This window comes from Geotalea daltonii FRC-32, from assembly GCF_000022265.1.
In the GTDB taxonomy this organism is placed as follows: Bacteria; Desulfobacterota; Desulfuromonadia; order Geobacterales; family Geobacteraceae; genus Geotalea; species Geotalea daltonii.
Map to the genome: position 1 here is coordinate 1,899,764 of NC_011979.1, position 22,985 is coordinate 1,922,748.

Here is a 22,985-nt window from a genome sequence, read left to right on the forward strand (position 1 = left end):
TTCGAGGTTGAAAAGCCTTCAACGTCGAACTTCGAACTTCGAACATCGAACTTGAGGTTCGGTTCTATGGTTGAAAAGCCTTCAACATCGAACGTCGAACTTCGAACATCGAACTGAGGTTTTTATGCCGATCAACAACATTCTAGTCGCCGACGACGAAGAGAGCATGCGCTGGGTCCTGTCCAAGGCCCTGAAGAAAAAAGGGTTCAACGTGGACCTGGCCAAGGATGGCGACGAGGCCCTGCGCAACATCAAGATGCACAGCTATGATCTGGCGATTCTCGATATCAAGATGCCCGGCCTTTCCGGGCTGGAACTGCTGGACCGGGTGCGGGAGCTGAAGAGCGACCTTCTGGTGGTGATCATGACAGCCGAGGCGAGCATGAAGAACGCCGTGGAGGCCATGAAGCGGGGCGCCTATGACTACCTGACCAAGCCCTTCGACCTGGATGTCATCGACGCCATTGTCGAGAAGGTGAACCGGGCTAGGGAGATGACCACCCAGGTGACCCTGCTCAAGGAGGAGCTGAAGGACCGTTACCAGCTGGAAAAAACCATCATCGGCAATTCCCCTGCCATGCGGGAGATCTACAAGACCATCGGCAAGGTGGCTCCCAGCGACGTGACCGTCCTTGTCCAGGGCGAATCGGGAACCGGCAAGGAGCTCATTGCCCGGGCCATTCACTTCAACTCCAAGCGCCTCGGCAAGCCGTTCGTTGCCCTCAACTGCGCTGCCATTCCCAAGGAACTCCTGGAGAGCGAGCTGTTCGGCTTTGAAAAGGGGGCATTCACCGGCGCCGTCGAGCGGAAGCTGGGCAAGTTCGAGCAGGCCAACAACGGCACTATTTTTCTCGATGAGATCGGCGACATGCCCTTCGACCTGCAGTCGAAGATCCTGCGCGTTCTCCAGGAAAAAGAGGTCACCAGGACCGGCGGTAGCCAGACCATTTCCGTAGATGTACGGGTAGTGGCGGCGACCAACCAGGATCTGGAGGAAATGGTGCGGAAGAAGCAGTTCCGGGAAGATCTCTTCTATCGCCTCAATGTCATCCCCCTGCACCTGGTGCCGCTACGTGAGCGGAGCGAGGACATCCCGCTCCTGGTGGACTATTTCCTGGCAAAGGTCTGTGCCGAACTGGAAGTCCCGGTCAAGACCTGTTCACCCGATGCTATTCGCCTTCTTACCTCCTACAACTGGCCCGGCAATGTCAGGGAACTGGAAAATACCATCAAGCGGGCCGTTATCCTCTCTGTCGATCCACTGCTGACAGCTGCCGATTTCTCCGGCCTGCGGGTGCAGAAGGGTGGAGAACCGGTGCAGAGCGAAGATCTCTCACTTGAAGGAATCGTCGATATCAAGCTGCGCGGCTCCTTTACCAACATGGAAAAGATGGAGAGCGGCGACGTCTACACCATGGTGCTGGAGCAGGTGGAGCGGCCACTTATCCGTTTTGTCCTGGAAAAAACCCGGGGCAATCAGGTGCGTGCCGCAGATATTCTCGGCATCAACCGCAATACCCTGCGCAAGAAGATTACTGAACTGGGGATCGAGGTGAAGAAGGACTGAAACTTCAGTGATTGGTGACTTAAGGCAGTGATTGGTGCTTGGTGATTGGTTATTGGTGACTTGTCTAATTAAAGGGGGGGATATGGGCGTGAAGGAAAAGTTTTTTCTCGACAGCGGTAATGCGGTACTGGTGGTGATCGATGTGCAGGAAAAGCTGTGCAAGGCCATGGACGACAAGGTGCTGGCCAAGCTTTGCGCCAATGTATCCATCCTCCAGGAAGCGGCCGCCGAGCTCAGCCTCCCGGTCTTTGCCACCGAGCAGTACGTGAAGGGGCTTGGGGAAACCCTGCCTGAGCTGAAGGAGAAGCTGTGTTCGCCGGCATTGGAAAAAATGACCTTCAGTTGCTGCGGTGACCATAATTTCACCGATGCGGTCAGGAAGACCGGCCGCAAGCAGATCATCATTACCGGCATGGAGACCCATGTCTGCGTCCTGCAGACGGTGCTGGAGCTCCTCGATGCAGGGTTTTATGTGCACTTGGTGAAAGATGCGGTCATGAGCCGCAAAAAGGATAACTGGCAAGTGGGTGTGGACGCTGCCGCCGCCGCCGGAGCGGTCATCACCTCCACCGAGGCCGTCCTCTTCCAACTGTTGCGGGTGGCCGGAACGGATGCCTTCAAGAAGCTGTCCAAGCTGGTTCGGTAAGCGCTGCCATATTTTTTCATCACAAAAAGCCCGGGGATCACCTGGGCTTTTTTATTTCCCGGGGTTTACACAGGCATGCATGGGTACCTTTATAAGCATGTTCGTATGGACAAATTTATGGTTCATCCCGCTTTGTATTGAAAATTATGTCAGTACGGAAATCTTTGTTGTCTTTATATATGACTAGGCTATAGTATGTCCGTACGGGAAATTTTTTTAGGACAAGAAGCATGTCATCAGGAAGGAGGCTGAGATGGCCACCGATGAAGCGGATCCGGCTACCAATTACGGTAAAGTTTCCACATCCCGAGATATTGGCAGGATTATCCGGATGAAAAGAAAGGAAATCGGCGTTCGTCAGGAAACCGCCGCCGGCATGTCGGGAGTGGGAACGAAATTTTTATCCCAGCTGGAGAACGGCAAAGAAACCGCTGAACTGGGCAAGACCCTGCAGATTTTACGAAAGCTGGGCCTTGAAGTATACGTGTTTCCCCGTTCCCGAAACCCTCTCAGGGGGGATAAATGAGCCGGAAACTGTTGGTGTTCCTGCAGGACAGCTGCGTGGGCGAACTGGTGCAAAGGGGAGACAGTCTCACTTTCACCTATGCCCCATCCTACTTCTCAACAAGCGGTTCGCTTCCCCTTTCCCGTCATTTGCCTATTCGAGCGGCGTCATTTGGACATGAAGAGACCCATGCCTTTTTTGCCAACCTCTTGCCCGAAGGTGCCATGAGGGACTACCTGGCCCGGCAACTGGGAATTTCGGGCGAAAACGTCTATGCTCTTTTGGAAGCCGCAGGGGGCGATTGCATCGGTGCAATATCCCTGCGACCCGACGGAACCCCAGGTAAAGGAGGGACCTACAGGCCCATTTCCGAAGAGGAGCTTGCCCTACATCTTGACAATCTGCCGGTCTTTCCCTTTGCAGGTGAGGAAAATGTGCGCCTGTCTCTGCCCGGTGCCCAGAACAAGGTGCCTATTTATTTCGATGGTACCGGCTTCTTCGTTCCAGAGGGTGACTGTCCGTCGTCCCATATTATCAAGACACCCATAGAAAAACTGGATGACACAGTCGTTAACGAGGCCTTCTGCATGACGCTGGCAGCGAGAATAGGCCTGCCGGTACCTATGGCCAGGCTTGCCTCCATTGCCGGCCGGCAGGTCTACATGATTGAGCGCTATGACAGGAAAAAGATCGATGGCGCTGTGATGCGGTTGCATCAGGAGGACTTCTGTCAAGCATTGGGAGTTCCACCGAGGCTTAATAAGTACGAGAAGGAGGGTGGCCCTGGATTTCAGGCCTGTTTCAGGCTTGTCGAGGAGTGGAGCGATGAGCCGCTGCTCGATACTGGAAATCTGCTGAATTGGGCCTTGTTCAATTTCCTTATTGGCAATGCCGATGCCCACGCAAAAAACCTGTCTTTCCTGTATGCCGGGGGGACCATAAGGCTGGCGCCATTTTACGACCTCATCAGTACGGCCGTATACCCGCGGGTGAACAACAAATTTGCCATGAAAATGGGGGGGCAAAAAGATCCGCGATATCTTCAGCAGACTGACCTGCAGCATTTTGCCGCTGAAACAGGCATCAATGTCCGTGCTGTCAGGTCAGCATTCCGAGAGTTGGCAATGGCTTGCGAACCGCTGGCTATGGCCGTGGCAGAGGAGTTTAGGAAAACAGCGGGTCCGGCCCCGATTATAGATGCGATTCTGAAAATCATTGCAGAACGCACCGGGAAAGTAAGAGCTTTGGCATCCTGAGCGAGCAACTGGGAGTGCCCCTGTGCAGCGTTAAGGAACAAAAATTGTTGTTTATGTATCTAAAAATTTATATAAACGAATATTATGTCATATGGAGGGTCTATGAATCCCATTATCACCGTCTTTGTACTATTTGCGACCCTGTTGCCATTTACAGCATTGGGTACCACAGGCAACGACAGCTGCCGCAACTGCCATGAGAACCCAACGAGGATGCTCGAATTGGGAGCTCAGGCATTCACCATAACCCAGCAGGACGTGGAACAGCAGAGCCACATGCCGGCCACTTGCAGCCAGTGTCATTTGGGAAATCCGGATGGGGCAAGCAAGGATGAAGCGCACCAGGGCTTGGCCCGCCTCATACGGGTACGGAAGAAGGGCTTGACCGCGGATATTACCCCCCGCAATGCCCCTTTGGAATACGGCAGTAATGAGATGAACAAGATCTATGTAACAACTGAAAAGGACGGCAAAAGTATCAAGGATGCCAATGTTGTCGCCCTCTCATGGCATGATAAAAGGACCGACAATCTCACCCAGGACTTCGTCACTCTCAAAAAGACCTGTGGAACTTGTCACCCACAACAGTTTGAGGAATTCAGCAGAAGCACCATGGGGACCAACGCCAAACAAACCCAGTACAAAAGCTGGATCGACAAAGATCGCGGTCCCCACAATTGCGGAACCTGGTTCGACGGCAATTACGCGGAGATACAGGCCAATACCATGACTGCCATACCCAAAGATGGGTATGCCATCAACCAGAGGGCCTGCAATACCTGTCATGTCGGCTGCCTTGATTGCCATTTCAATCCGCAGCCGCGGAACGCGAAATTCCCGGCAATTGGTGCCCATAGCTTTGTCAAAACCCCCACATCCCAGAGCTGCTACGGCAACGGTCGTGCTTCCATCTGTCATGCCGGTCCCGAGGACAGGCGGCGCGGAGCCGGCTACTTTGGCGGATCATTCTCTTTCCCCGAGGGGAACAAACCCGATGTTCATGTTGCCGCCAATGTGGGTTGTCTCGATTGCCATGAAAGCACAAAAACCAACAAGTCCCTTGGCCATGGCATGGTCAAACGCCAGGCCTATGATGCCTGCCCCCGTTGTCATTCCAAGGCCGTAAAGAGCCACGTCGCCTCTGTGCATAAAAACCTGTCCTGTGAAGCCTGCCATATTCAGCAGGTGGCTGGTTACCAGGGCACCTACTGGGGACCCGGCAAAATAGGGGGGGCCGAGACTGCTTTTCTGAAATACAAGGCCTATTACGGCATCATGCAGGAGCCGATTCTGATCAAGGACCAGAAAGGGAGATGGATTCCCGTCAAGCCTTTCCCCATGGCCGTCATGAACCAGAAGCAGTCACCCTACAAGCCGGGGCTGCAGTGGCGTTTTCCCGCCACATTGCCGGATCTGCAGCGGACCGACGATGCATGGGCTTACACCGGCCTCCATGGTGGCTTGCCTGAGAACAACAAGGCGCTGACCTGGCTTCAGATCGACAAGATGTCCCATAAGCTGGGAAAAGCCCGCAGCTGTGATTCATGCCATGAAGACTCGGCAGGCAGGCAGTTGCAGAAGGTTTCATGGGATTATTCCGATCCCGGTGCTGCCCCATTCAGTGGGTCCCACACGGTGATCGCGGATAAAACAGGCCTTTACATAAAAGGGATAAAAGCAGACGAACCGATAATCCTTGAGAAGGGGTATACTCTATCCGCATTTGCGCCATGGTTCTATCTGAAGGAGATCTGGGCAGTGCCGGGGGATTTCTCCCTGCCCGCCCTTAAAGACCGGGTGAACTACGACCGGACGAAAGGCAACCTTCCCAGGCTGCGGGAAGATGGGATCGTGCACAAGTAGGCTAATTAAAGGGGAGCGTCCAATAAGCAGTCCAAGCTGGTGCGGCAGCACTGCTTAACGCAATAGGTGTGACAAAGCCCGGGAGACATGCTTCTCCCGGGCTTTTCTATTCAAAATCCTTCTGTGTCTGCTATTGCAGGATAATATTTCCCACGTCCACGGTGCCGTCAGAGACAACCATGGCATAAAAGGTAGAAGTGCCAGTCACTGTCTGGGAACCGGTATCGAAACCTCCCAAGAGCGTAATCGATTTGGGAAGATCGGCAGTGAAGGTCTCGCCGTAATTGACATTGCGCATGTAAACAGTGCCCCCCTCCGGGGCATTGGCGTAAACCTCGTACAGGCTGCATTCGTTTGCACCCGCCACCGCAACACCGGCCCTGCTTGCTTCACAACTGTTCCCATAGGTGCGATTGTCGCAACCGCAGACCGGATTCCACATGGTAATGCACATCTGCGGCATGGCCGCGCATGTCCCCGGCCCACCGCAGGTCCCCGCAGGCTTGGAACAATAGTTGCCCGCTCCACATTCGCTTTTGAAGTAACACGTTGTGGCACCGGCTGCACACAGCGGTACTGCAGCGGCAAACAGGCAAACCGTTACCATCACTACCCACAGCCTTCTCACTATTCCTGTCATGTTCCCTCCTTTATGCCATTTGTAGCGGAGTTTAGTTAAATATCTTTATAGCTTTTATTTTGGGGAGATCAATAGATCTGTGGAGCTTTATTTGTGTGCCGTGTGCGGAGGGACTTTGAGATCAATTGCGCTGGCTACTTGGGCTGTTGCGGTTCTTTTTAATTTTTCCCATTGAGCTGCGTACATATTTGGTGTAGTGATTAGCATGCGCTGCAGGCGACCGGCAGTTGCAAGATGGGGAGATTTGCCTTTAGAGGCAGCGGATAAGCAGCAAAAGAGCATACCGGGCACTAAGCGTTCAATATCTAGGCAGAAATATTAATTCACTTATAAGGATAGGCTATGTTCTCCTTTTATCACAGTCAGCAGGGTGTAGATAATGTCAGTTATTATAAAGGAACTTTGTTTGAGAGCTTACTGCAACAATATTTGCTCTCAACAGGTTTCGAGGTAGAGCTACGGAGGAAGAAGAACAGTCTCGAATATGATATTGAAGGCAAGAACGTTATTACCGGCCAGCACGTCATAGGGGAAGCTAAGGCATATGAAAACCCGATCAAAGGAAAGGAACTCAGTTCATTTGTCGGGAAGCTCGTACCGCTTGGTTTATTCCAAAATCGCGTTCATGGAATATTCCTATCAACATCGTCGCTCACCCCTGATGCCGAAGATTATTTTTCGACAGTTAAAAATTACGGTATCACCACAAAAAATGGTAGGGAGTTATACGCAGCCATTGAAGCTGCGCTGAAACTACCGACATTTATAGGACTGTCAAAAGTAATTGACAGGGCAGGCTACACTCCGATCACCAGCAGTATTCTTACCACCGATACCGGCATTTTTATAATTGTGATCGCACGTGCCCACAGTTCGGGCACACCGGCATATTTTACTATTTTTGACGAACATGGACATCAGATTGACGACACCACCTTCATAAGTGCCGTCCGCGAAGCAGATCAGTCACTCCAGTCGTTGCAGCCCATTCTTCCCAAGAAACAGTCTAAAAGTGTTACGGCTGAACAGGAACGCAGTATTCCCTTTGGATTAACGCTTGGTGCAGAATGGACAGACTATTGGCTTCCGGCAAGCCCTCAATACTTTGTTGGCAGGCAGAAGTTTGTTGATAAAGTTTTTTCGCTGTTGAACCAGCGACAAACGCCAAACATCATTCAAATTAAAAGCCGCTCCGGCGTTGGTAAAAGCTCGGTGTTAGCCTACATAGAAAGCTTGTATTCGACGCTTGGCAATATTACCGAAATTCATGATGCCCGTGATATCAAGTCAGTTCTTGATGTTTTTGCTGTAGTCCAGAGGTTTACTCAATCGGAGCGATTGGCACACGACTTCAAGGAGCTTGAATCGCAAATTCAAGCATTTTCTGCATCAAACACGGCCGCCCTGAAGCTGTTTTTCGTGGATCAGTTTGAGTCAACATTTCACAATCCCGAAGTTTTTCATGCTTATGAAAACGTTTTCGACGCCTTCTCGCGCATCGGAAATGGGCTTTACATTCTCATTGCCCGCAAGAACGATCAATTGACGACTTATGACGATACGAAGATAACTCTGGACAAGTTGAATGCAACGTCCAAGTCGTTCGAACTGAAGGATTTTACAAAAGATGAAGCTATACAGCTTATCCGTGAAATTTGTCGTGAACATACAAAACAGATCGGAAGTGACGTAAGAGCCTATGTTCTCGAATTCGCACAAGGTTTCCCATGGCTGTTGAAACGGACTATGGCGCACATTGTGCGCCTCGTGAATAAGGGGGTATCGCAAAAAGAGCTTTTCGCAACAGGCTTGAGGCTGGATGACCTGTTTGATGAGGAGTTGGAGGGGCTAGATGAGATCGAAAGGGATTATATTGCCCGAATTGCCAGTCGCTTGCCTGCAGATTACAACCAACTGCAAAGACAGTTTGATGAAGACCCGTTACTACCAAAAATTTTGGACAAATTAACCCGCTCACGACTGCTGCGTCTAACCGGGGCTACCTATGACACCTACAATGATGTTTTCAAAGAATACCTAAAATACAACAAGCTGCCGGAGTTCAGTTACTTGTGCATCTACAGGCAACCTCCGAGCACTGTTTTAGCAGCATTCCACGATTCATTCGAAAAAGATCCCTTTACTTCGGAAGAGCTGGCAAAAATCCTGAAAAAGACCCAAGGTAGCGTTTTCAATATCGTCAGGGAGCTCCGAAGTTTTAACCTGATAGTGGCCGATGGCGACAGATGGTGCATACCGCAAACCGTCAAAGACATATACAATCGCGGCCGCCTTGGCGAATACATCAGACGCCAATTGCTGGAAAATGAGATCGTCTCTCGCCTGATTAGACACATATCCCAAGATGGCCGATTTCCTAGCGACAGGTTGACCGATTATCTGCAAGAACAATTTCCGTTTATAGAAGCAGCACCAAAGACCTGGGCCATCTATGCAGCTATCTTGCGGGCATGGATGACTGAAACCAAGCTGCTTCAATTTACGAATGACTCATATTTAGTGCAGCCTGTCGAAGCTCGTGCCACGCAAATCGAGAACCTCGGCAATATGATTGCCACTCCAACGCTAGGAAGAAGAGGTGCATACTCACAACACCAATCTTCTTATATATTCTTGCCGAACTGCGCAAATTTAAAATCTGTGGAGCAGGCGCTTGTCTCCCTGCAAAACGGGGTGCCAATTGCTGAAATAAAGGACCGCACCACCCTGACTGACCTAAGAAATGGCGGATGGCTTATAAACAATTGCCCAACTTCCGCAACCGGGGAAGAATTTAGAACTCTGGTAAAAGAAGCGATTACGAAGGAATGCTTCAACCCGGTCTGGGAGGCAGTTAGGACTGGCCAACCAGCATTGGTGGCTTTCCAGCAGCTGGCAGGTGGATATTCAGAGGAGACCTTGAAATGGAAACTGAAAATGTTAATCAGATGGGCTAAGGAACTTGGCATCATTGCAAAAAGCAGGGTTTCCGTTACCACACATAAAAGGATTTCCCGGCCGCTTCATTCAACGCGAAAAGGCACTACCCCGCCTGTGCCGTCAAAGCCGTCACATCCATTTGAAGGTGTTTCCTACGAGCAAATCAAACACTACATTGAAGAACACTTCCCTAAAGTTAGGGGCGTCACCAGAATTGATATTGCTCGCACTAATACTCATGGGTGGGAGATTAGAATCAGGCGACGAGGTAACAACATCAACGAGTTTTTCTCAGATATGGGATCTGGCGGGATCAGGGAGGCCTATGAAACCGCGATTGCACGGCTTAACGTTTTGGAGTTGGATGCAAACTTACGTCCATATACTCGTTCAGAGCTTTCAGGTTTGGCTTCTAAACGAAACACATCTGGCATTGTAGGGGTAAGAAAATCCAAGCGTTCAAACAAAAGCGAAGGGTACGATTCCTGGATAGCTTTTGGAGCACCTCGCCCTGGGGATCACATAGTGAAGAGCTTCTCTATCAATAAGTATGGAGAGGAAGAGGCAAAGCGGCTTGCCATTGCGCAGAGGAAGGAATGGGAGGAGCAGATGATGGCGTATGAACGTGAGCAAAGAAAATGATCTCCAAGAGAACGAACGAAAGAGGGGAAACAAGGGGGTCGCATCTTCAAATTCTAATTTTGAGTTTTGGAGACGCAACCCCATATGCCTCCTCCAGTCAATTGTTGGTGGCAGTTCTTAGCTATTCTCTATTTGTAATGCAAGTAGTCACGGTCCTTCTCGGAAAACCGAAAGATCTATAAGAGACCATGAAAAAAATCTACCTTGTCGAGACAGAAACATTGCTGAAATGGACCTGGGCCGAAATAGAGCCCCATTATCAAAAGTTGCAAGCTTTTGAATTGAACACTGGCAATGTGGATGCCTGGTTGAAGGATTGGTCGGATCTGACCCGACGTGTTTACGAAATTCCGACCCGGCTGGTGGTGCGCACGTGGGTCAACACGGCGGATGAAGAAGGCAAAAGGCTTTATTCAAACTTTCTGGACACGATTTTTCCCAAGATCGAGGAAGCCGAAAACGGCCTGAATAAAAAAATTCTCGATAGCAAGCTGGAGCCAAAAAACTTGAGGATTGCTTTGCGGAATATGCGTGCCGAAGCCGATTTGTTTCGCGAGGAGAACCTGCCGCTACGCTCCGAAGAAGAAAAGACTGGGCTGGAATACAACAAAATCAGGGCTGCGCAAACGATCGAATGGGCGAACGAAGAGCGAACCGTTGCTCAAATGTACCCGTTGCAACTGGAGAAGGACCGCGCCACGCGCGAAACAGCCATGCGGATGGTGCTCGAACGCCAGTATGCGGACTTTGAAGCGCTGGGCGAAATCTGGATAAAGCTGATGGAAATTCGCCGACAGGTTGCGCGCAATGCGGGCAAAGCCGACTACCGGGCCTACCAGTGGCAAAACAAGCGACGTTTTGACTATACCCCCGAAGACGCCAAATCTTTCCACCGTGCCATCGAAGAAGTGGTCGTCCCAGCAACAGCGCGCATCCGCGAGCGAAGGCGGAAAATACTGGACGTGGCGACTCTGCGTCCATGGGATACGGAAGCTGACTCCAATGGATTGGACCCCATCCGCCCATTCAAAACGATGGATGAGTTGAACCGGGGAATGAAAAGGATTTTCGACAAGGTTGACCCGGATTTTGGCGACCGCTATCAAACGATGTTGACCGAAGGCCTGCTCGATCTGGAAAACCGCAAGAACAAAGCTCCAGGCGGCTACTGCACGATGTTCCCGGTGGCGCACCGACCATTCATTTTTATGAATTCGGTCGGTACGCATGCCGATGTGAATACCTTGCTGCATGAAGGCGGGCACAGCTTCCACGTCTTTGAAACCGCCGGGACTGATCTGTTCCACAATATCAAATACTCGCCAGCGGAATTCAATGAAGTAGCTTCAATGGCTATGGAACTTTTGGGGGGGCGCTACTTGATGGAGAGCGGCATGTACACAGCAGCCGAAGCTGCTCAAGCACGCATCAAAGATCTTGAAACCCACCTGCTTTCCTGGCCGAGTATGGCCGTGGCAGATGCCCTCCAGCACTGGATTTATGAAAACCATCACTTGGCGAGCGACCCAGTCAGGGTCAGCGAAAAATGGAGCGAACTCTATGATCGCTACATGGTGGGATTGGATTGGAGTGATCTGGAACAGTACAAAGCAGCGTGCTGGCAAAGTATCCAACATATCTACCTTTGGCCGTTCTATTATGTAGAATACGGGCTGGCACAGCTTGGCGCGTCGCAAATCTGGGCTAATTCACTGGCGGATTACCCGGGGGCGGTCAAAGCCTACCGCAAAGCACTCTCCCTGGGTGCAACGGTCACCCTGCCCGAGTTATTCGCGGCAGCCGGCGCCAAATTCTCTTTTGATGCCGCCACACTCAAACGCTCGGTCGATCTTATCGAACGGACGATAGAAGAACTTGATTCCGCGCACTTATGAAACGCAAGAATAGAGGATCGATCAATGGATGTAGTAGGCATTGTCGCGAGCCCAAGGAAACAGATGAACACGGATACCGTGGTTCAGAGAATATTGGATGGTTGTCAGGCTTCAGGTGCCGGGATTTCCAAGATCTATCTGAGTGGCCCAGGGGAGAGAACTTAGTTCGTTCATTACGAAGGTAATCAAGCAATTGCAAACAACGGAGGAGGCGCTATGCAGATGAAAGCTTCTTCGGAGAAAACAAAGCCGGCAACTCCCTTTACCGACGATTTCCAGATGCTGTGTGCCTTGATCACCCATCTGGGCTCCCACGAGAAGTGGCAGTCGAGAACTCCTTCGGAAATAGGGGGAAGCCTTGCCATGCCTCCAGCGGAGGTAGAGCGGGTATTGGCTGCTTTTCCCTGTTTTTTTCGGGAATCCACAAACCGTAAAAACGGTGAGAGGCTCTTCACGGTGCATCTCCGCTATGCGCGCAGAAAAAAGGACCCGGTCTCCGGTGACAATGTTTCCGAACCGATGACCCCCGAGGAGATCGGATTGTTAATGACTCTCCTGACGCAAATGGTGTCCCTCGAAAAGCAGGAATCACAGTTTGTGGTTGAAATGCGGGAAAACAATAAGAGCCACGCCCGTACCGTTACAACAGCAATCATCGTCGCCGTTATATCCGCCCTGGCATCTCTCCTTGTTGCTCTGCTGAAATAAAGACATTGCCTGCGAGGAAAAAAGAGGGTCGCGTTTCCAAATTCCAATTTTGAGTTTCGGAGACGCAACCCCATATGCCTCCTCCAATAATTACGCAGCTTTGGAGCCGGAGAGTGCAATATGTATCTCTATATCATCCCACGGTACCAAAACATTATTTTCCTCGTCCTTGGCAATGAGACCAAGCTCAATCAATCTGGCGACGGAAGAGTGGACGTTGCTGTAATTGCGCCCCAGGGTTTTCGCTAGTCGATAGACAGACTGCGGTCCTGTTCTCTTCAGGGTATCAAGAAGCTCCATGCGCTTCGGTGTCAATTCGGCGAACAGTTGAGCCGCGGTGGCAAAGTTAAGACGATAATCGGCGGGAGCAAGTTCCTTGCCGCTATCCATGGCAGCCGCGAGAGCATGGAGTTCGCCGGCAGTTTCCTTGAAACTGGATATGCCAATGATTGCTTTAGTCATGGTTTTTCTCCTGTCAGCCGCTCAATGTCGGCATAGAAATCCTGGACAAGCTGTCCGAAGGAGCTGAAGTGATAGGGCTGTTCCCTTGAACCGTAGTGGATATGATCTCCTTTGCCGGACTCATTGTCGTAGCGGACGATGCAGTCACCATTTCTTCCGCAGTAAAGGCGATATTTAAAGCCATGAGGCCGCTCAAGGCTCGGTTTCGGCAACTGCCATATCACGGCTTCTATGATGAGGCCGGAAGGATATTTGTCCTTTTTTGCATATACCAGCGTAGCGTCCATGTATTGCATTATATGCAATATGTGGTGCTGGTGCAACATAACAAATTTGCAATGTAACCTTTCCAAAGGCGGGCGATATTAAACGACCTGATATGTATACTCTGCGAGAGAAAAGGGGGTAGGCTACTTTTCTGCCCAGTGGCATTAAAAAACCGGGGGTGCCTCCTAACCGATTATGACGAAACTAATAACTGAGGGGGAAAATGCTATGAGGATTACTAAAATCAAAATGCAAGTTAGCCCAATCTTTCTTATTTGGATTTTGTTGATGCTATTACCCGCCATTTGCTGGGCGTCTTCAATTCCAAAAGAAGCAGAGGCGGCGTCAAACCTTGTGGGCCTTAGGTACGGACCGGGTTTGCCTGAAGGATATGCATTGCAAAGAGCCGCTCTAATCGACGCAATGAATGGGAAAGAATTCGGAATCACCCATGTGAAAAAGGGGAGTACCCAAATGGTGTGGTTTGATGTGATGACTCATCGCGTTTCAAAGAAAGCACACTGGATGATACTCGATGTTCTTGTGCTGCCATCCTTCACGATCAATGAAACCCTGGAAATCGGTCAGTGTTTTCTTAACGGCGTGATTGACTCAGAAATTGTCGCCATTGTGGAAGAGGAAAGAGATCAGGAGTTTCTTTCTAAAATTCATCGGGCCTGGAGAGCGAACCGCGGCACTGGTAAGTTTGAGAGCATTCCGCCCATAGGGATCAAATGCACCAACGAGAACTATGGGATGGATTGAAGCCTACGACGAAAATGAATCTTTAACAACGAACGAATGGACCCTGTTTCGGTCACTCACAGGTCATCCACAACCCGGTTAAACGTATGAGCAACCACAACCCAAAGGAAATCCAATGTCGATACATCGCTGGTGGCTGGCTCTTGTTGCGGCGTTGCTCACGCCATGGGTCGGGCCTCACATGGATCGGTATCTGCCCGTGGGGTGGGTGTTGATCAAGGCAAGTACCGAGACGGCCGATGCAGGATTTTGGGTTATCGCCGGTGTATTGCTCGGGCTGGGTTATGGCGTTTGGCTTTTGATCCTGAGCGGGATCGCTGCCTGGCGTTCGCGTCATTAGCAGGTTGTACAGACGTTTTTCAACAACCTGGCAATACCGCCTTAATATGACTGACGAAATCGATGAGGGTGGGGTTTTCACTGTGGCGGCGTTTGAAGATGATGGTGCGGTAGCGGGTGCAGTTGAAGCCTTTGACCATGTGCTCATGGAGCTGCCCCCGTTGGATCTGGTCCTTGACCAGGCTGCGGGACACAAAGGCGATGCCGCTTCCCGCCAGAACCGTCTGAATGGTCAGGTGCAGGTCATCGTGCATGATGATCCCCTTGAAGTCATCGATGCTCCTGCCATGCTCCGCTAGATTCTTTTGCAGCAAGTGACGGGAACTGCACCCCTCACGGCGGGCGATCAGCCGCTGCTGCAGGAGCTCTTCCAGGGATAATTCGGTGGGGATGGCCAAAGACGGTGACGATATGAAAACCAGGTCATCGGGAGGCAGGGGCATGGTGACCACATCGGCTGCTTCCACCGGGTTGCAATGTTCGATCACCGCCATGTGGAATTCGTTGGAGAGGAGCCCCTTCAATGACTGTTCGGGGGGATTCAGGACAAATTTGAAATCAAGATCGTCAGAGTTGGAGAGGAAGAATTTGTTCAGGACCTTTGGCAGGTAAACGATGCCGAAGGTTGGGGTACAACAGAATGCCAGCCTGCTTTTTCTGCCAAGACTGTTCAATTCTGCTTCCAGCTCTTTTTCCAGCAGCAGGATCTGTTCTGTCTTTTGCAAAACAATCCGCCCTGCCTCGGTAGGGGTAACGCTTTGGCCGGAGCGATCGACCAGCGACAATCCATAGCGCTCCTCCAAGAACTTTATTCGCTGTGAGACGGCCGATTGGGTGATGCAAAGATCGCTTGCCGCCAGGGAAAAACTACCTGTCTTGACAACCGTGTGCAAAGTCTTCAGGTATTGGGTCTCCATTGTCTCTCCTGTATTCCTCCGGCGAACATCTGCCAAACAAAGAACGTCACATTGTATTCAAAATTACAAATATATCAAACCGTATTATTGCTCCTGCCTGATGAATAAGTCCTTGCACTAATTGCTGGAAAAGCCCGGGAGAAAACTCTCCCGGGCACTTTTCCCGCTGTTGTACTTGAAAATGAGTTACAGGGTTACGGTTATGTAGTTGTATTTCGTGTCCACCAGCACGCCACCTTTGTAGACAAGGACGGTGAGCTTCTTGATGCCGGTGGTGCCATAGGTATGGGGCGCAGTTGCCGAACTGCCGGTTCCCCCCACATTGGCCAGGACGGTTGAAGTACCGTCAGCCCAGAATATCTTCAGGCTGTCGTGGTCCTTGAGGTTGGCGAAGGTATAGGTATTGGCAACCCCTCGTGTGGCGGTGGTGGGGGAAATGGTCATTCCGGTCGCCGGTGGATTGACCACATAAAACGATTTTGTTGCCGTGGCAGTTTTTCCTTCCTCATCGGTTACCTTTAGCGAAACAGTCCAGTTGCCGGTGCTGGTGAAGGTCTTGCTGATGGAAGAGGCGCTGGCCGTGGTACCGTCGGTTATGGTCATGCTGTAGGTAAAAGTCCCATTGGTGTTGACGCTGGTGTCGGCTGCCAATGTGTACGGGGCGTTGACCAGCAGCTGGTTGCCCGCCGTGTTGGGATCTGCATCGGGGAAGGCTGCGGAGAATTGGGCCACCGGATTAACCCCTATCCCTACTTTTGTCTGCTGTGCCGGGTCGCCGAAGCTGTTCAGGTAGGCAACCCATGTTTTCCTGTCATTTGTAGCAATGGCTACCCCGGTCAGATCAGTGGCTGCGCCAGTGTATGTCTTGTCTACCCACAAAGATCCTGCCAGGCCCAGTGGTCCGACGTCACTCTGTGGATGCAGGCGGATAGTGTAACCGGGACGTGCTTCGATGAGTAGACCGGTGCCGGCAGCGTTGACCCTGATGCCGAATTCCGGCTGGCCACCGGTGTAAGCGGTGCCGTCCCAGGTGCCGGTAAAGGAAGTACCCAGGTTGGTCAACAGGCCTGTCATGTCAGTAACCAGTGCAGATACCTGTTTGGTACGGGCTACCACATCTCCCGCAGCATTCTTCGTCTCGATCTTCAACAGCCAGCCCTGGCTTGTGGTACTGGTGCTGGTAGGTGCCGGGAAGGTGATGGCGGTGCCGGTGATGCTGTTGTTGAAGGCAGTGTTGCGTGTCTTGAAGGCATTTTCATACAACCCTTCGCTTCTGTCGATGTCGCGGATGGTCGTCCCATTGGAGGCGAATTGAACGGCGATTGAGCGGACACCGCTTTTCTCCTTGACGCCAGGGTGGAAGTCGGAAGGCTGGGTCGAACCGTTAACGGAGGCAAACGGTGTCACCTGTGTGCCGGCGGTCCAGGAGATATTAAGGGTATCACCCTTGACCATGAACTTGCCGTTGTAGAAGCCTCCGGCAGCGGTGTCGCCTGCAGTTCCTGCAATTGTATTACTGGTTGAACCCTTGTGGCAATCGGCACAACCACCTGCACCCCAGGCCTTAGCCGCCGGGGAGATGTCATGGTTGGTTTTGAAGGTGACCCCCATGAAGGAAAGCCTGGTCACATGGGTTTTGGTGTTGTCCGATGTCGACCCGGGAGATGCTTTGAGGCCCAGCTGATATTCAAGGTCACGATCAATGGCGCTGAGATGATCGGTAATATCAGCTGCTGTAACAGTGCCGAGCTGTGTCAGTGCCACCAGTGGCTGTCCACTTCTCGGTCCCTGGCTGTAGGTGTTGGCTCTGTTTATTTTGGCCACGTGGGTCTGGAGCAGTGCATCCATGCCACCCCCCCGGCCGTCGTTGTTGGCGTCGAAGTTGACGTCATTCTTGTCTCTCCAGAAGGCTGACGTGGAAAGGTTTGCGGCGTAGAGTTTGGTCCCCTGCCAGGACATGAAGTTGTTGTTGGTCATGTTCTGGCGCGTTACATTCTCGTTTTCATGGTCGGCAAGGCGTCCTTCTGCATCGGTACCGGTGCCGTCAACCATGGCGCCGCCGGTGAAGTTTCCTTTGCGGGAGTGGCAGGCTTCGCAAGCCATGAGGTCGATGTGGCTGGCATTGGCTACGCCGTTCATGGTGCCGCCCTGTTGGACGATCTTCGCCGTCAGCCCTTTTGCCTGGTGCGATGCTGTCGGGTTCGGTGCGTTGAGGGTGTCGTAGGTTATTACACTTTGTGTCGTCGGATCATAGTCGCCGCCATAGATATGGCAGCCGGCGCAGTTCTTCGTGCCGTTGTCCGTGCCGTTCCACAGAGACCCGTAAGGAGCGTTGCCCTTGGCAGGATCGCACTGTCCCAGTTTCTTGGAGTCGTCCCCCGGACTGGCGGCACTGATATTGTTAAAGCCATAGGTGCCCTTGAGACCACTGAAGCCGGAAGTCCCCACTTTGGAGTAGTCGGCGTCCTTGCGCTTGTGGCAGCCCATGCAGCCTATGCTGTAATGGATCTCGGAATCGCTTCGCCAAGAGTCGCCCCGCTTTTTCCAATCGACGGCGTGCTCTGCCATATGGCAGCTGACGCAGTTGTTGGAATCGGGTGTCGACAGAATGTTGGCGGTAACGGTGCTTGCCAGCTTCAGGGCGGTAGCATCGCCATTGGCCACAACCCTGGTCGCGTCATAGGTGACATTAATGCCGTCCGTGGCAGATGCAGTGCCCAGATGGGCGCCGGTTACACGGGAGGCATCAAACTTGCCGGTACGAACTGCCTTCTTGCGCTCCTCCCAGGAATAATCCTTCAGATGGCACATGAGGCAGTCCATTTCCAGGACCCCGGTCTGGCTGTAATCGTTGACGGTAGGCTCGAAGCTGGCAGGACTACCGTCGGTGTTGAAGCCATCTCCCCTGGTGCCATAGCTGTCAATAAAATAGTTGAAGGCCGTAACTGCTGCACCGAAGACATAATCGCGCAGGGAAGTTCGGGTTTCAGGGCTCTTGTTGGGGACATACTCGTTGGCGCCGCCCCCCACATGGCATTCGCCGCAGTCCCGCATGGAACCGGCCATGGAGTTGTCGACCTTCTGCTTGAACAGAATTGCGTCGGCATAATTGAATGGGGTATAGGTGCTGAACGGGACTTTTTTGAAAATGGCATTTGTTGCATCATAGGTGGTGCCGGCACCATCCTGAAATAATCTCGCCAACTGGCGAGCAGAGGGTGGTCACCACGCCCCCACATGGCCGGGGCCCTGGACCCAGTTCTTGCCCTGGGGGCCGGCGCCGCTGACTACAGGGTCTTTTGAATCATCAGGATTCCAGCTGTTCCAGCCCCTTTGCTCGTTGGCTGCCAGCTGGGCATGGTAGCTGTGCCGCTCGATCTGGTCGTAGCTTTGCAGTGCCTTGCCTGTGGATGGGGCAATAGTTGAACCATTGTGGCAGGCTCCACAGGTGTTCTTCATACTGAATGCCTTGGTGCTGCCGGGGGCGATAATATTGCTTCCTGCATCGCGTAACAGAATGTTGTTATGGGCAGGGTTGTAGGCCGCAGCTGTTCCGGCAACCAGCAATACTGCACCGGAAATCAGCCCGAGCCTGAATCTGCCCATGGATGAGTTGATCGTTCTCTTCATTATCTTGGATCTCCTTTTGTGATTCCGGTTTCAGTAACCTGTTGCCGGGTTCAGAATTGTTTTCACTTTTCAACCATTCTGAAAATCGGGTCCTCCTTCCGGAAAATGATTCCCGCTCCCGTTGGGGGACAGGATGCGGGCACTTGAGCCAAACGGAACAAGAAAGCAACTGCTGCCATATAAGCAGGAATTAATCCAGAAGAGTGGTTGATGCGTCGTAATATTTCTTATGAATCCATTGCTTGAACTTATAATTTTGTCGTTGTTGGGGGCGTTGCAGAATTTTTAGAAGCAAACAGCCTGCAGATTGGGAAAGGCCAAAACAGGAGGTGGGTGAAAATGTGGGGGATATGCCCCAGTTAGGATGTTCCATGGTTATAGCACCGGTAATCCTGGTGGTTTTGCCTGTAATTAATAAGGCCCGGGGAATCCCCGGGCCTTTTGCAGCGGTGACGCTTCCTTTCTCTTTACTGCAGGGTAACGGTTATGTAGTTGTACTTCGTGTCCACCAGCACGCCACTCTTGTAGACAAGGACGGTGAGCTTCTTGATGCCGGTGGTGCCATAGGTATGGGGCGCAGTTGCCGAACTGCCGGTTCCCCCCACATTGGCCAGGACGGTTGAAGTCCCGTCAGCCCAGAATATCTTCAGGCTGTCGTGGTCCTTGAGGTTGGCGAAGGTATAGGTACCGGCAACCCCTCGTGTGGCGGTGGCGGGGGAAATGGTCATGCCGGTCGCCGGTGGATTGACCACATAAAACGATTTTGTTGCCGTGGCAGTTTTTCCTTCCTCATCGGTTACCTTTAGCGAAACAGTCCAGTTACCGGTGCTGGTGAAGGTCTTGCTGATGGAAGAGGCGCTGGCCGTGGTACCGTCGGTTATGGCCATGCTGTAGGTAAAGGTCCCATTGGTGTTGACGCTGGTGTCGGCTGCCAATGTGTACGGGGTGTTGACCAGCAGCTGGTTACCCGCCGTGTTGGGATCGGCATCGGGGAAGGCGTCAGAGAACTTCGCTACCGGATCTGCGCCTATGCCCAGGGCCGCAACATTGTCACCGATGCTGAGCAGGTAGCTCAGCCACTGGCTACGTGTGTAGGACCCATTTGCTCCGGTTCCACCGGGGGATGTGCCGTCTGCCTTGAAATATCCGTCAGCATCGGGGTAGAGGGTCTCGCCACGATCCAGGTCCTTCGTCCGGGTATAGGCAATGCTGTTTTCAACGACCTCTTCCTCAAAAGCAACGCTCCGTGGCTGACCGAGCTTGTTGAAGAGTTCGGTGCCGGTACGGAGATCACCCTTGTAGGCCTTGATGGTCGGGATGAATACCGCCGGCCTCTGCATCATGGTTGAGGCGGTTGCAGGGATGATGCTGGGGGCCGGTGTCCAGGTGGCGTCGGCGGGGATGGCGGTGCCGGTCATGTTGAAGCCCCCGTCAAAGAAGTTTTGGGAGGTTGCATGACAGTCGCTGCAGCCGTAGACGGTAACCTTGCCGGAGGCATCGAAGGCGCGGGGCTTACCCAGCGCATACTGGGCGACGCCCTTGACCCCATGGGTCACCTGGTAAAGGCCGCCGATGTAATCAAGCCGGGTGCCTTCCCAGGATCTACCCGATTGACCGGGCTTATCTTTGATGCTGGTTCGGTAGGTCTTATAGTCCCTGATTTCGTCAGGGGTGGTGAAGATGGCGTTGCCGCCGTAGACCCCGACATACTTCCAGGCGCCGGTGAATGAGCCGTCGGCGTTGTAGGCGCTCTGGTACTTTCCGCCGGTTACACCATCACCTGCATTGCCGAAACCGACCGGAATAGGAGCAAAACCTCCGGGGGCAAAATTAATCCCGGCCTTCAGGTCGCGCTGGATCCACGGGTCGAAAATGGGCTCGCCAAAGCCCTGTGTGGAATTGGCATCACCAACGGTCAGAATCTGTCCGTTGACACCGTCACCGTTAGCGTCAACGGCGGTGTTTTCATCGTTGTTGAACAGTGCCGAAACAATGGTGTTGGTCAGGTAAATCTTGCGCCTGAAATTGGGGCTGGTCTTGAGACCATTGCCGACCTTGGACCAGGTTCTAAGCGGCAGCCATTCCTGGAGCGCGCCGCCGATCACGTGGGTACCTGTCGGGATCTCGGCCTGGAAGCCGGGACCGGGCTGGCCGGTAGCCGTGCAGATGGTGCCGGGACCGCTCGATGAAGTGTAGCCGCAGTTGGTATTGATCATGGAATTCATGAAGTTGTACTGCTGTCTTGCCCCTTCGTTTGCAGCTTCAGTGGCAGGATCTTCGAACATGCCCATCATGCCTTTGCTGTAATCGAAGCCGACCATGGTCGGGTAGCGGTTGCCGCTGGTGCAATCCAGGGCGCGAACAGCCATGCTCTTCTTCTGTACGTGGCAGACGGTGCAGTCGATGACGTCCAGATGGCTGCCCGGAATGAATTTCTGTCCACCGCTGCCGTCGGGGCCCATGGCCCTGGCGATCATGGCGGTCAGACCCGCTTTCTGATGTGCTGCTGTGGCATCCGGCGCATTAAGGTTGTCAACGCTGTTGCCGTCCGGATTGGTGCCGGTAACATGGCAGCTTTCACACCGTTTGACGGTGTTGCGTGTATCGATCTTGGTTCCTATCTGTGAACCGTCCTCAATGGTGCCGGAACCGTCGAAACCACGCCCCGGGTCGCATTGATTCTTGTCGGAATTGGAGCTGTTGGTGTCCATGTGGCAACCGGCGCAGCCGAACTGGGTGTGGACATCCTGACCGGCCTGCCATGCGTCCCCACGCTTGAACCAGTCTGCCCGCGGGAAGGGAACGACCGATTTCTTCAGGACGTTCTGGTTCTGTTGCCCGGGGTAATCTGCCGTGAGTCCGATATCGGTAACGGGGGCCTCATAGAAGATGGGGCCGCTGCCACCCTGGTTGTCGCCGCCGAAGGAGGTCATGCCGTTGACGGTCGTTCTGTTGTAGACGGTGGAACCCTGGGCGGCAAGCAGCCCTTTCACCATGTAGCTGTACAGATTGGTGGCGTCAACGAGCGGAGATTTGACGGTATTGGGCAGCCATGGCGAATTGAAGTCATAAGCGGGCATGATCAGGCCGGTTGGCCCTACCATCGGATTATTCGCGTTGGTATTGAGGATCATTGGCGCCGAGGAGAGGAAGCCGTTCATCATGTCGGGCAGATCCTTCATATTGTTCGGGCTGTGGCACTGCTGGCAGTTGGCGCTGGGAGGCAGGCGCTTGATGTTATCCACCACCGACTGCTTCAGGCTGACCGTCTGCATGCCATTGGCATCTTTGGGACCCAGATCGACCATGGCGGCATTGTAGCCACCCTGTGTCTGACTGCCGGGCATGAGGTCCATGAGGCCCGCCCCGGCCATGGGTGCTGCATTGAGAATGCCCATCTGGGCAAAGACAGAGCTCATTACGTTGTTGTAGCCCTGGAAGTGGCAGAAGAGACAATCCATTTCCCGCACGTTGGGCATCATCAGCTGGCCGTTCTGGATATACGGCTCGCCATCTGCTGTTCCACCCTGGTTCATGGCAACACTGCCCCATCCATTGGGCGCGATCATCGCATTTGCACCACCCAGTGCCGGTGATTTGCTATCAGTCGTGGCGGGATAGCTCCACGGTGCGCGGATAACGCTGCTGGTAGGGGCCCCTGATTTGGGATCCCAGGATTCATATACGGTGTTCAGATACGGGTTAATGGTTTGGTCACCCAGCCCCCGTTGCGCGAGGCGAAGGCCATTGCGGTCTTTTTCCACCAAGCCGCCCCCAACGTGACAACTGCCACAGTTGGTGGCCATGTCCCAGACGGAGAGGTCCACTTTTGTAAATTTGCTGCCTGGTGTTGTATCGCCATACAAAAATAGATCAGAATTAGGGTAGGTCAGATCTTTACCATCAGTTTGCCGCATTAAATTCGCCACCTGGCGAAGAGAGG

At 52.7% G+C, this 22,985-nt stretch carries 17 protein-coding genes; 10 read left to right on the forward strand and 7 right to left on the reverse strand.

The window, feature by feature from the left end; genetic code table 11:
• The first annotated feature begins 124 nt into the window (after positions 1 to 124).
• The 5 genes from GEOB_RS08555 to GEOB_RS08575 all read left to right on the forward strand — a co-directional run bounded on the left by GEOB_RS08555 (position 125) and on the right by GEOB_RS08575 (position 5,837).
• Complete coding sequence (locus GEOB_RS08555) at positions 125 to 1,567, forward strand: sigma-54-dependent transcriptional regulator (RefSeq protein ID WP_012646807.1); 1,443 nt, start codon at positions 125 to 127, stop codon at positions 1,565 to 1,567.
• An 82-nt stretch (positions 1,568 to 1,649) separates the two neighbouring features.
• Positions 1,650 to 2,213 (forward strand): isochorismatase family protein, encoded by a 564-nt coding sequence (locus tag GEOB_RS08560; RefSeq protein ID WP_012646808.1) that lies wholly within the window; start codon positions 1,650 to 1,652, stop codon positions 2,211 to 2,213.
• Between the two features lie 253 nt (positions 2,214 to 2,466).
• Positions 2,467 to 2,739: a helix-turn-helix domain-containing protein gene (locus tag GEOB_RS08565; protein WP_012646809.1), complete on the forward strand. Its 273-nt coding sequence runs from the start codon at positions 2,467 to 2,469 to the stop codon at positions 2,737 to 2,739.
• Entirely contained in the window at positions 2,736 to 3,974 is a 1,239-nt protein-coding gene (locus tag GEOB_RS08570; protein ID WP_012646810.1) for a type II toxin-antitoxin system HipA family toxin, read from the forward strand. Before GEOB_RS08565 ends, GEOB_RS08570 begins: the two co-directional genes overlap by 4 nt.
• A gap of 102 nt (positions 3,975 to 4,076) precedes the next feature.
• A complete protein-coding gene (locus tag GEOB_RS08575) occupies positions 4,077 to 5,837 on the forward strand; it encodes a cytochrome c3 family protein (protein ID WP_012646811.1) in 1,761 nt (586 codons plus the stop codon).
• Positions 5,838 to 5,967: 130 nt separating this feature from the next.
• Here GEOB_RS08575 and GEOB_RS08580 read toward each other — a convergent pair whose 3' ends face one another.
• Positions 5,968 to 6,477, reverse strand: a complete 510-nt coding sequence (locus tag GEOB_RS08580) for a Kazal-type serine protease inhibitor family protein (RefSeq protein ID WP_012646812.1) — start codon at positions 6,475 to 6,477, stop codon at positions 5,968 to 5,970.
• 342 nt (positions 6,478 to 6,819) lie between these two features.
• Here GEOB_RS08580 and GEOB_RS08585 point away from each other — a divergent pair, with 342 nt between their 5' ends.
• The 3 genes from GEOB_RS08585 to GEOB_RS08600 all read left to right on the forward strand — a co-directional run bounded on the left by GEOB_RS08585 (position 6,820) and on the right by GEOB_RS08600 (position 12,662).
• The gene (locus GEOB_RS08585; protein WP_012646813.1) at positions 6,820 to 10,059 is read left to right on the forward strand and encodes an nSTAND1 domain-containing NTPase; all 3,240 of its coding nucleotides are present in this window, start codon (positions 6,820 to 6,822) and stop codon (positions 10,057 to 10,059) included.
• A 188-nt stretch (positions 10,060 to 10,247) separates the two neighbouring features.
• Positions 10,248 to 11,954 (forward strand): M3 family oligoendopeptidase, encoded by a 1,707-nt coding sequence (locus tag GEOB_RS08595; RefSeq protein ID WP_012646814.1) that lies wholly within the window; start codon positions 10,248 to 10,250, stop codon positions 11,952 to 11,954.
• A 216-nt stretch (positions 11,955 to 12,170) separates the two neighbouring features.
• Positions 12,171 to 12,662 carry a hypothetical protein gene (locus tag GEOB_RS08600; protein ID WP_012646816.1) on the forward strand — a complete coding sequence of 164 codons (492 nt, stop codon included), beginning with the start codon at positions 12,171 to 12,173 and terminating at the stop codon, positions 12,660 to 12,662.
• Between the two features lie 90 nt (positions 12,663 to 12,752).
• On the opposite strand, the gene GEOB_RS08605 is transcribed toward GEOB_RS08600, so the two are convergent.
• Positions 12,753 to 13,124, reverse strand: a complete 372-nt coding sequence (locus tag GEOB_RS08605) for an HVO_A0114 family putative DNA-binding protein (protein ID WP_012646817.1) — start codon at positions 13,122 to 13,124, stop codon at positions 12,753 to 12,755.
• Complete coding sequence (locus GEOB_RS08610) at positions 13,121 to 13,411, reverse strand: toxin-antitoxin system TumE family protein (protein WP_195892567.1); 291 nt, start codon at positions 13,409 to 13,411, stop codon at positions 13,121 to 13,123. Before GEOB_RS08610 ends, GEOB_RS08605 begins: the two co-directional genes overlap by 4 nt.
• A gap of 208 nt (positions 13,412 to 13,619) precedes the next feature.
• Between GEOB_RS08610 and GEOB_RS08615 the strand changes: the two genes are divergently transcribed.
• Positions 13,620 to 14,156 carry a hypothetical protein gene (locus tag GEOB_RS08615; RefSeq protein WP_012646819.1) on the forward strand — a complete coding sequence of 179 codons (537 nt, stop codon included), beginning with the start codon at positions 13,620 to 13,622 and terminating at the stop codon, positions 14,154 to 14,156.
• A 115-nt stretch (positions 14,157 to 14,271) separates the two neighbouring features.
• A complete protein-coding gene (locus GEOB_RS08620) occupies positions 14,272 to 14,496 on the forward strand; it encodes a hypothetical protein (RefSeq protein ID WP_012646820.1) in 225 nt (74 codons plus the stop codon).
• Positions 14,497 to 14,515: 19 nt separating this feature from the next.
• On the opposite strand, the gene GEOB_RS08625 is transcribed toward GEOB_RS08620, so the two are convergent.
• The 4 genes from GEOB_RS08625 to GEOB_RS08640 all read right to left on the reverse strand — a co-directional run bounded on the left by GEOB_RS08625 (position 14,516) and on the right by GEOB_RS08640 (position 22,959).
• Positions 14,516 to 15,412 (reverse strand): LysR family transcriptional regulator, encoded by an 897-nt coding sequence (locus GEOB_RS08625; protein WP_012646821.1) that lies wholly within the window; start codon positions 15,410 to 15,412, stop codon positions 14,516 to 14,518.
• Between the two features lie 186 nt (positions 15,413 to 15,598).
• Complete coding sequence (locus GEOB_RS08630) at positions 15,599 to 18,616, reverse strand: PKD domain-containing protein (protein WP_012646822.1); 3,018 nt, start codon at positions 18,614 to 18,616, stop codon at positions 15,599 to 15,601.
• Between the two features lie 18 nt (positions 18,617 to 18,634).
• The gene (locus GEOB_RS08635) at positions 18,635 to 19,042 is read right to left on the reverse strand and encodes a hypothetical protein (protein ID WP_012646823.1); all 408 of its coding nucleotides are present in this window, start codon (positions 19,040 to 19,042) and stop codon (positions 18,635 to 18,637) included.
• Positions 19,043 to 19,509: 467 nt separating this feature from the next.
• Positions 19,510 to 22,959, reverse strand: a complete 3,450-nt coding sequence (locus tag GEOB_RS08640; protein WP_012646824.1) for a PKD domain-containing protein — start codon at positions 22,957 to 22,959, stop codon at positions 19,510 to 19,512.
• Between the last annotated feature and the right edge of the window lie 26 nt (positions 22,960 to 22,985).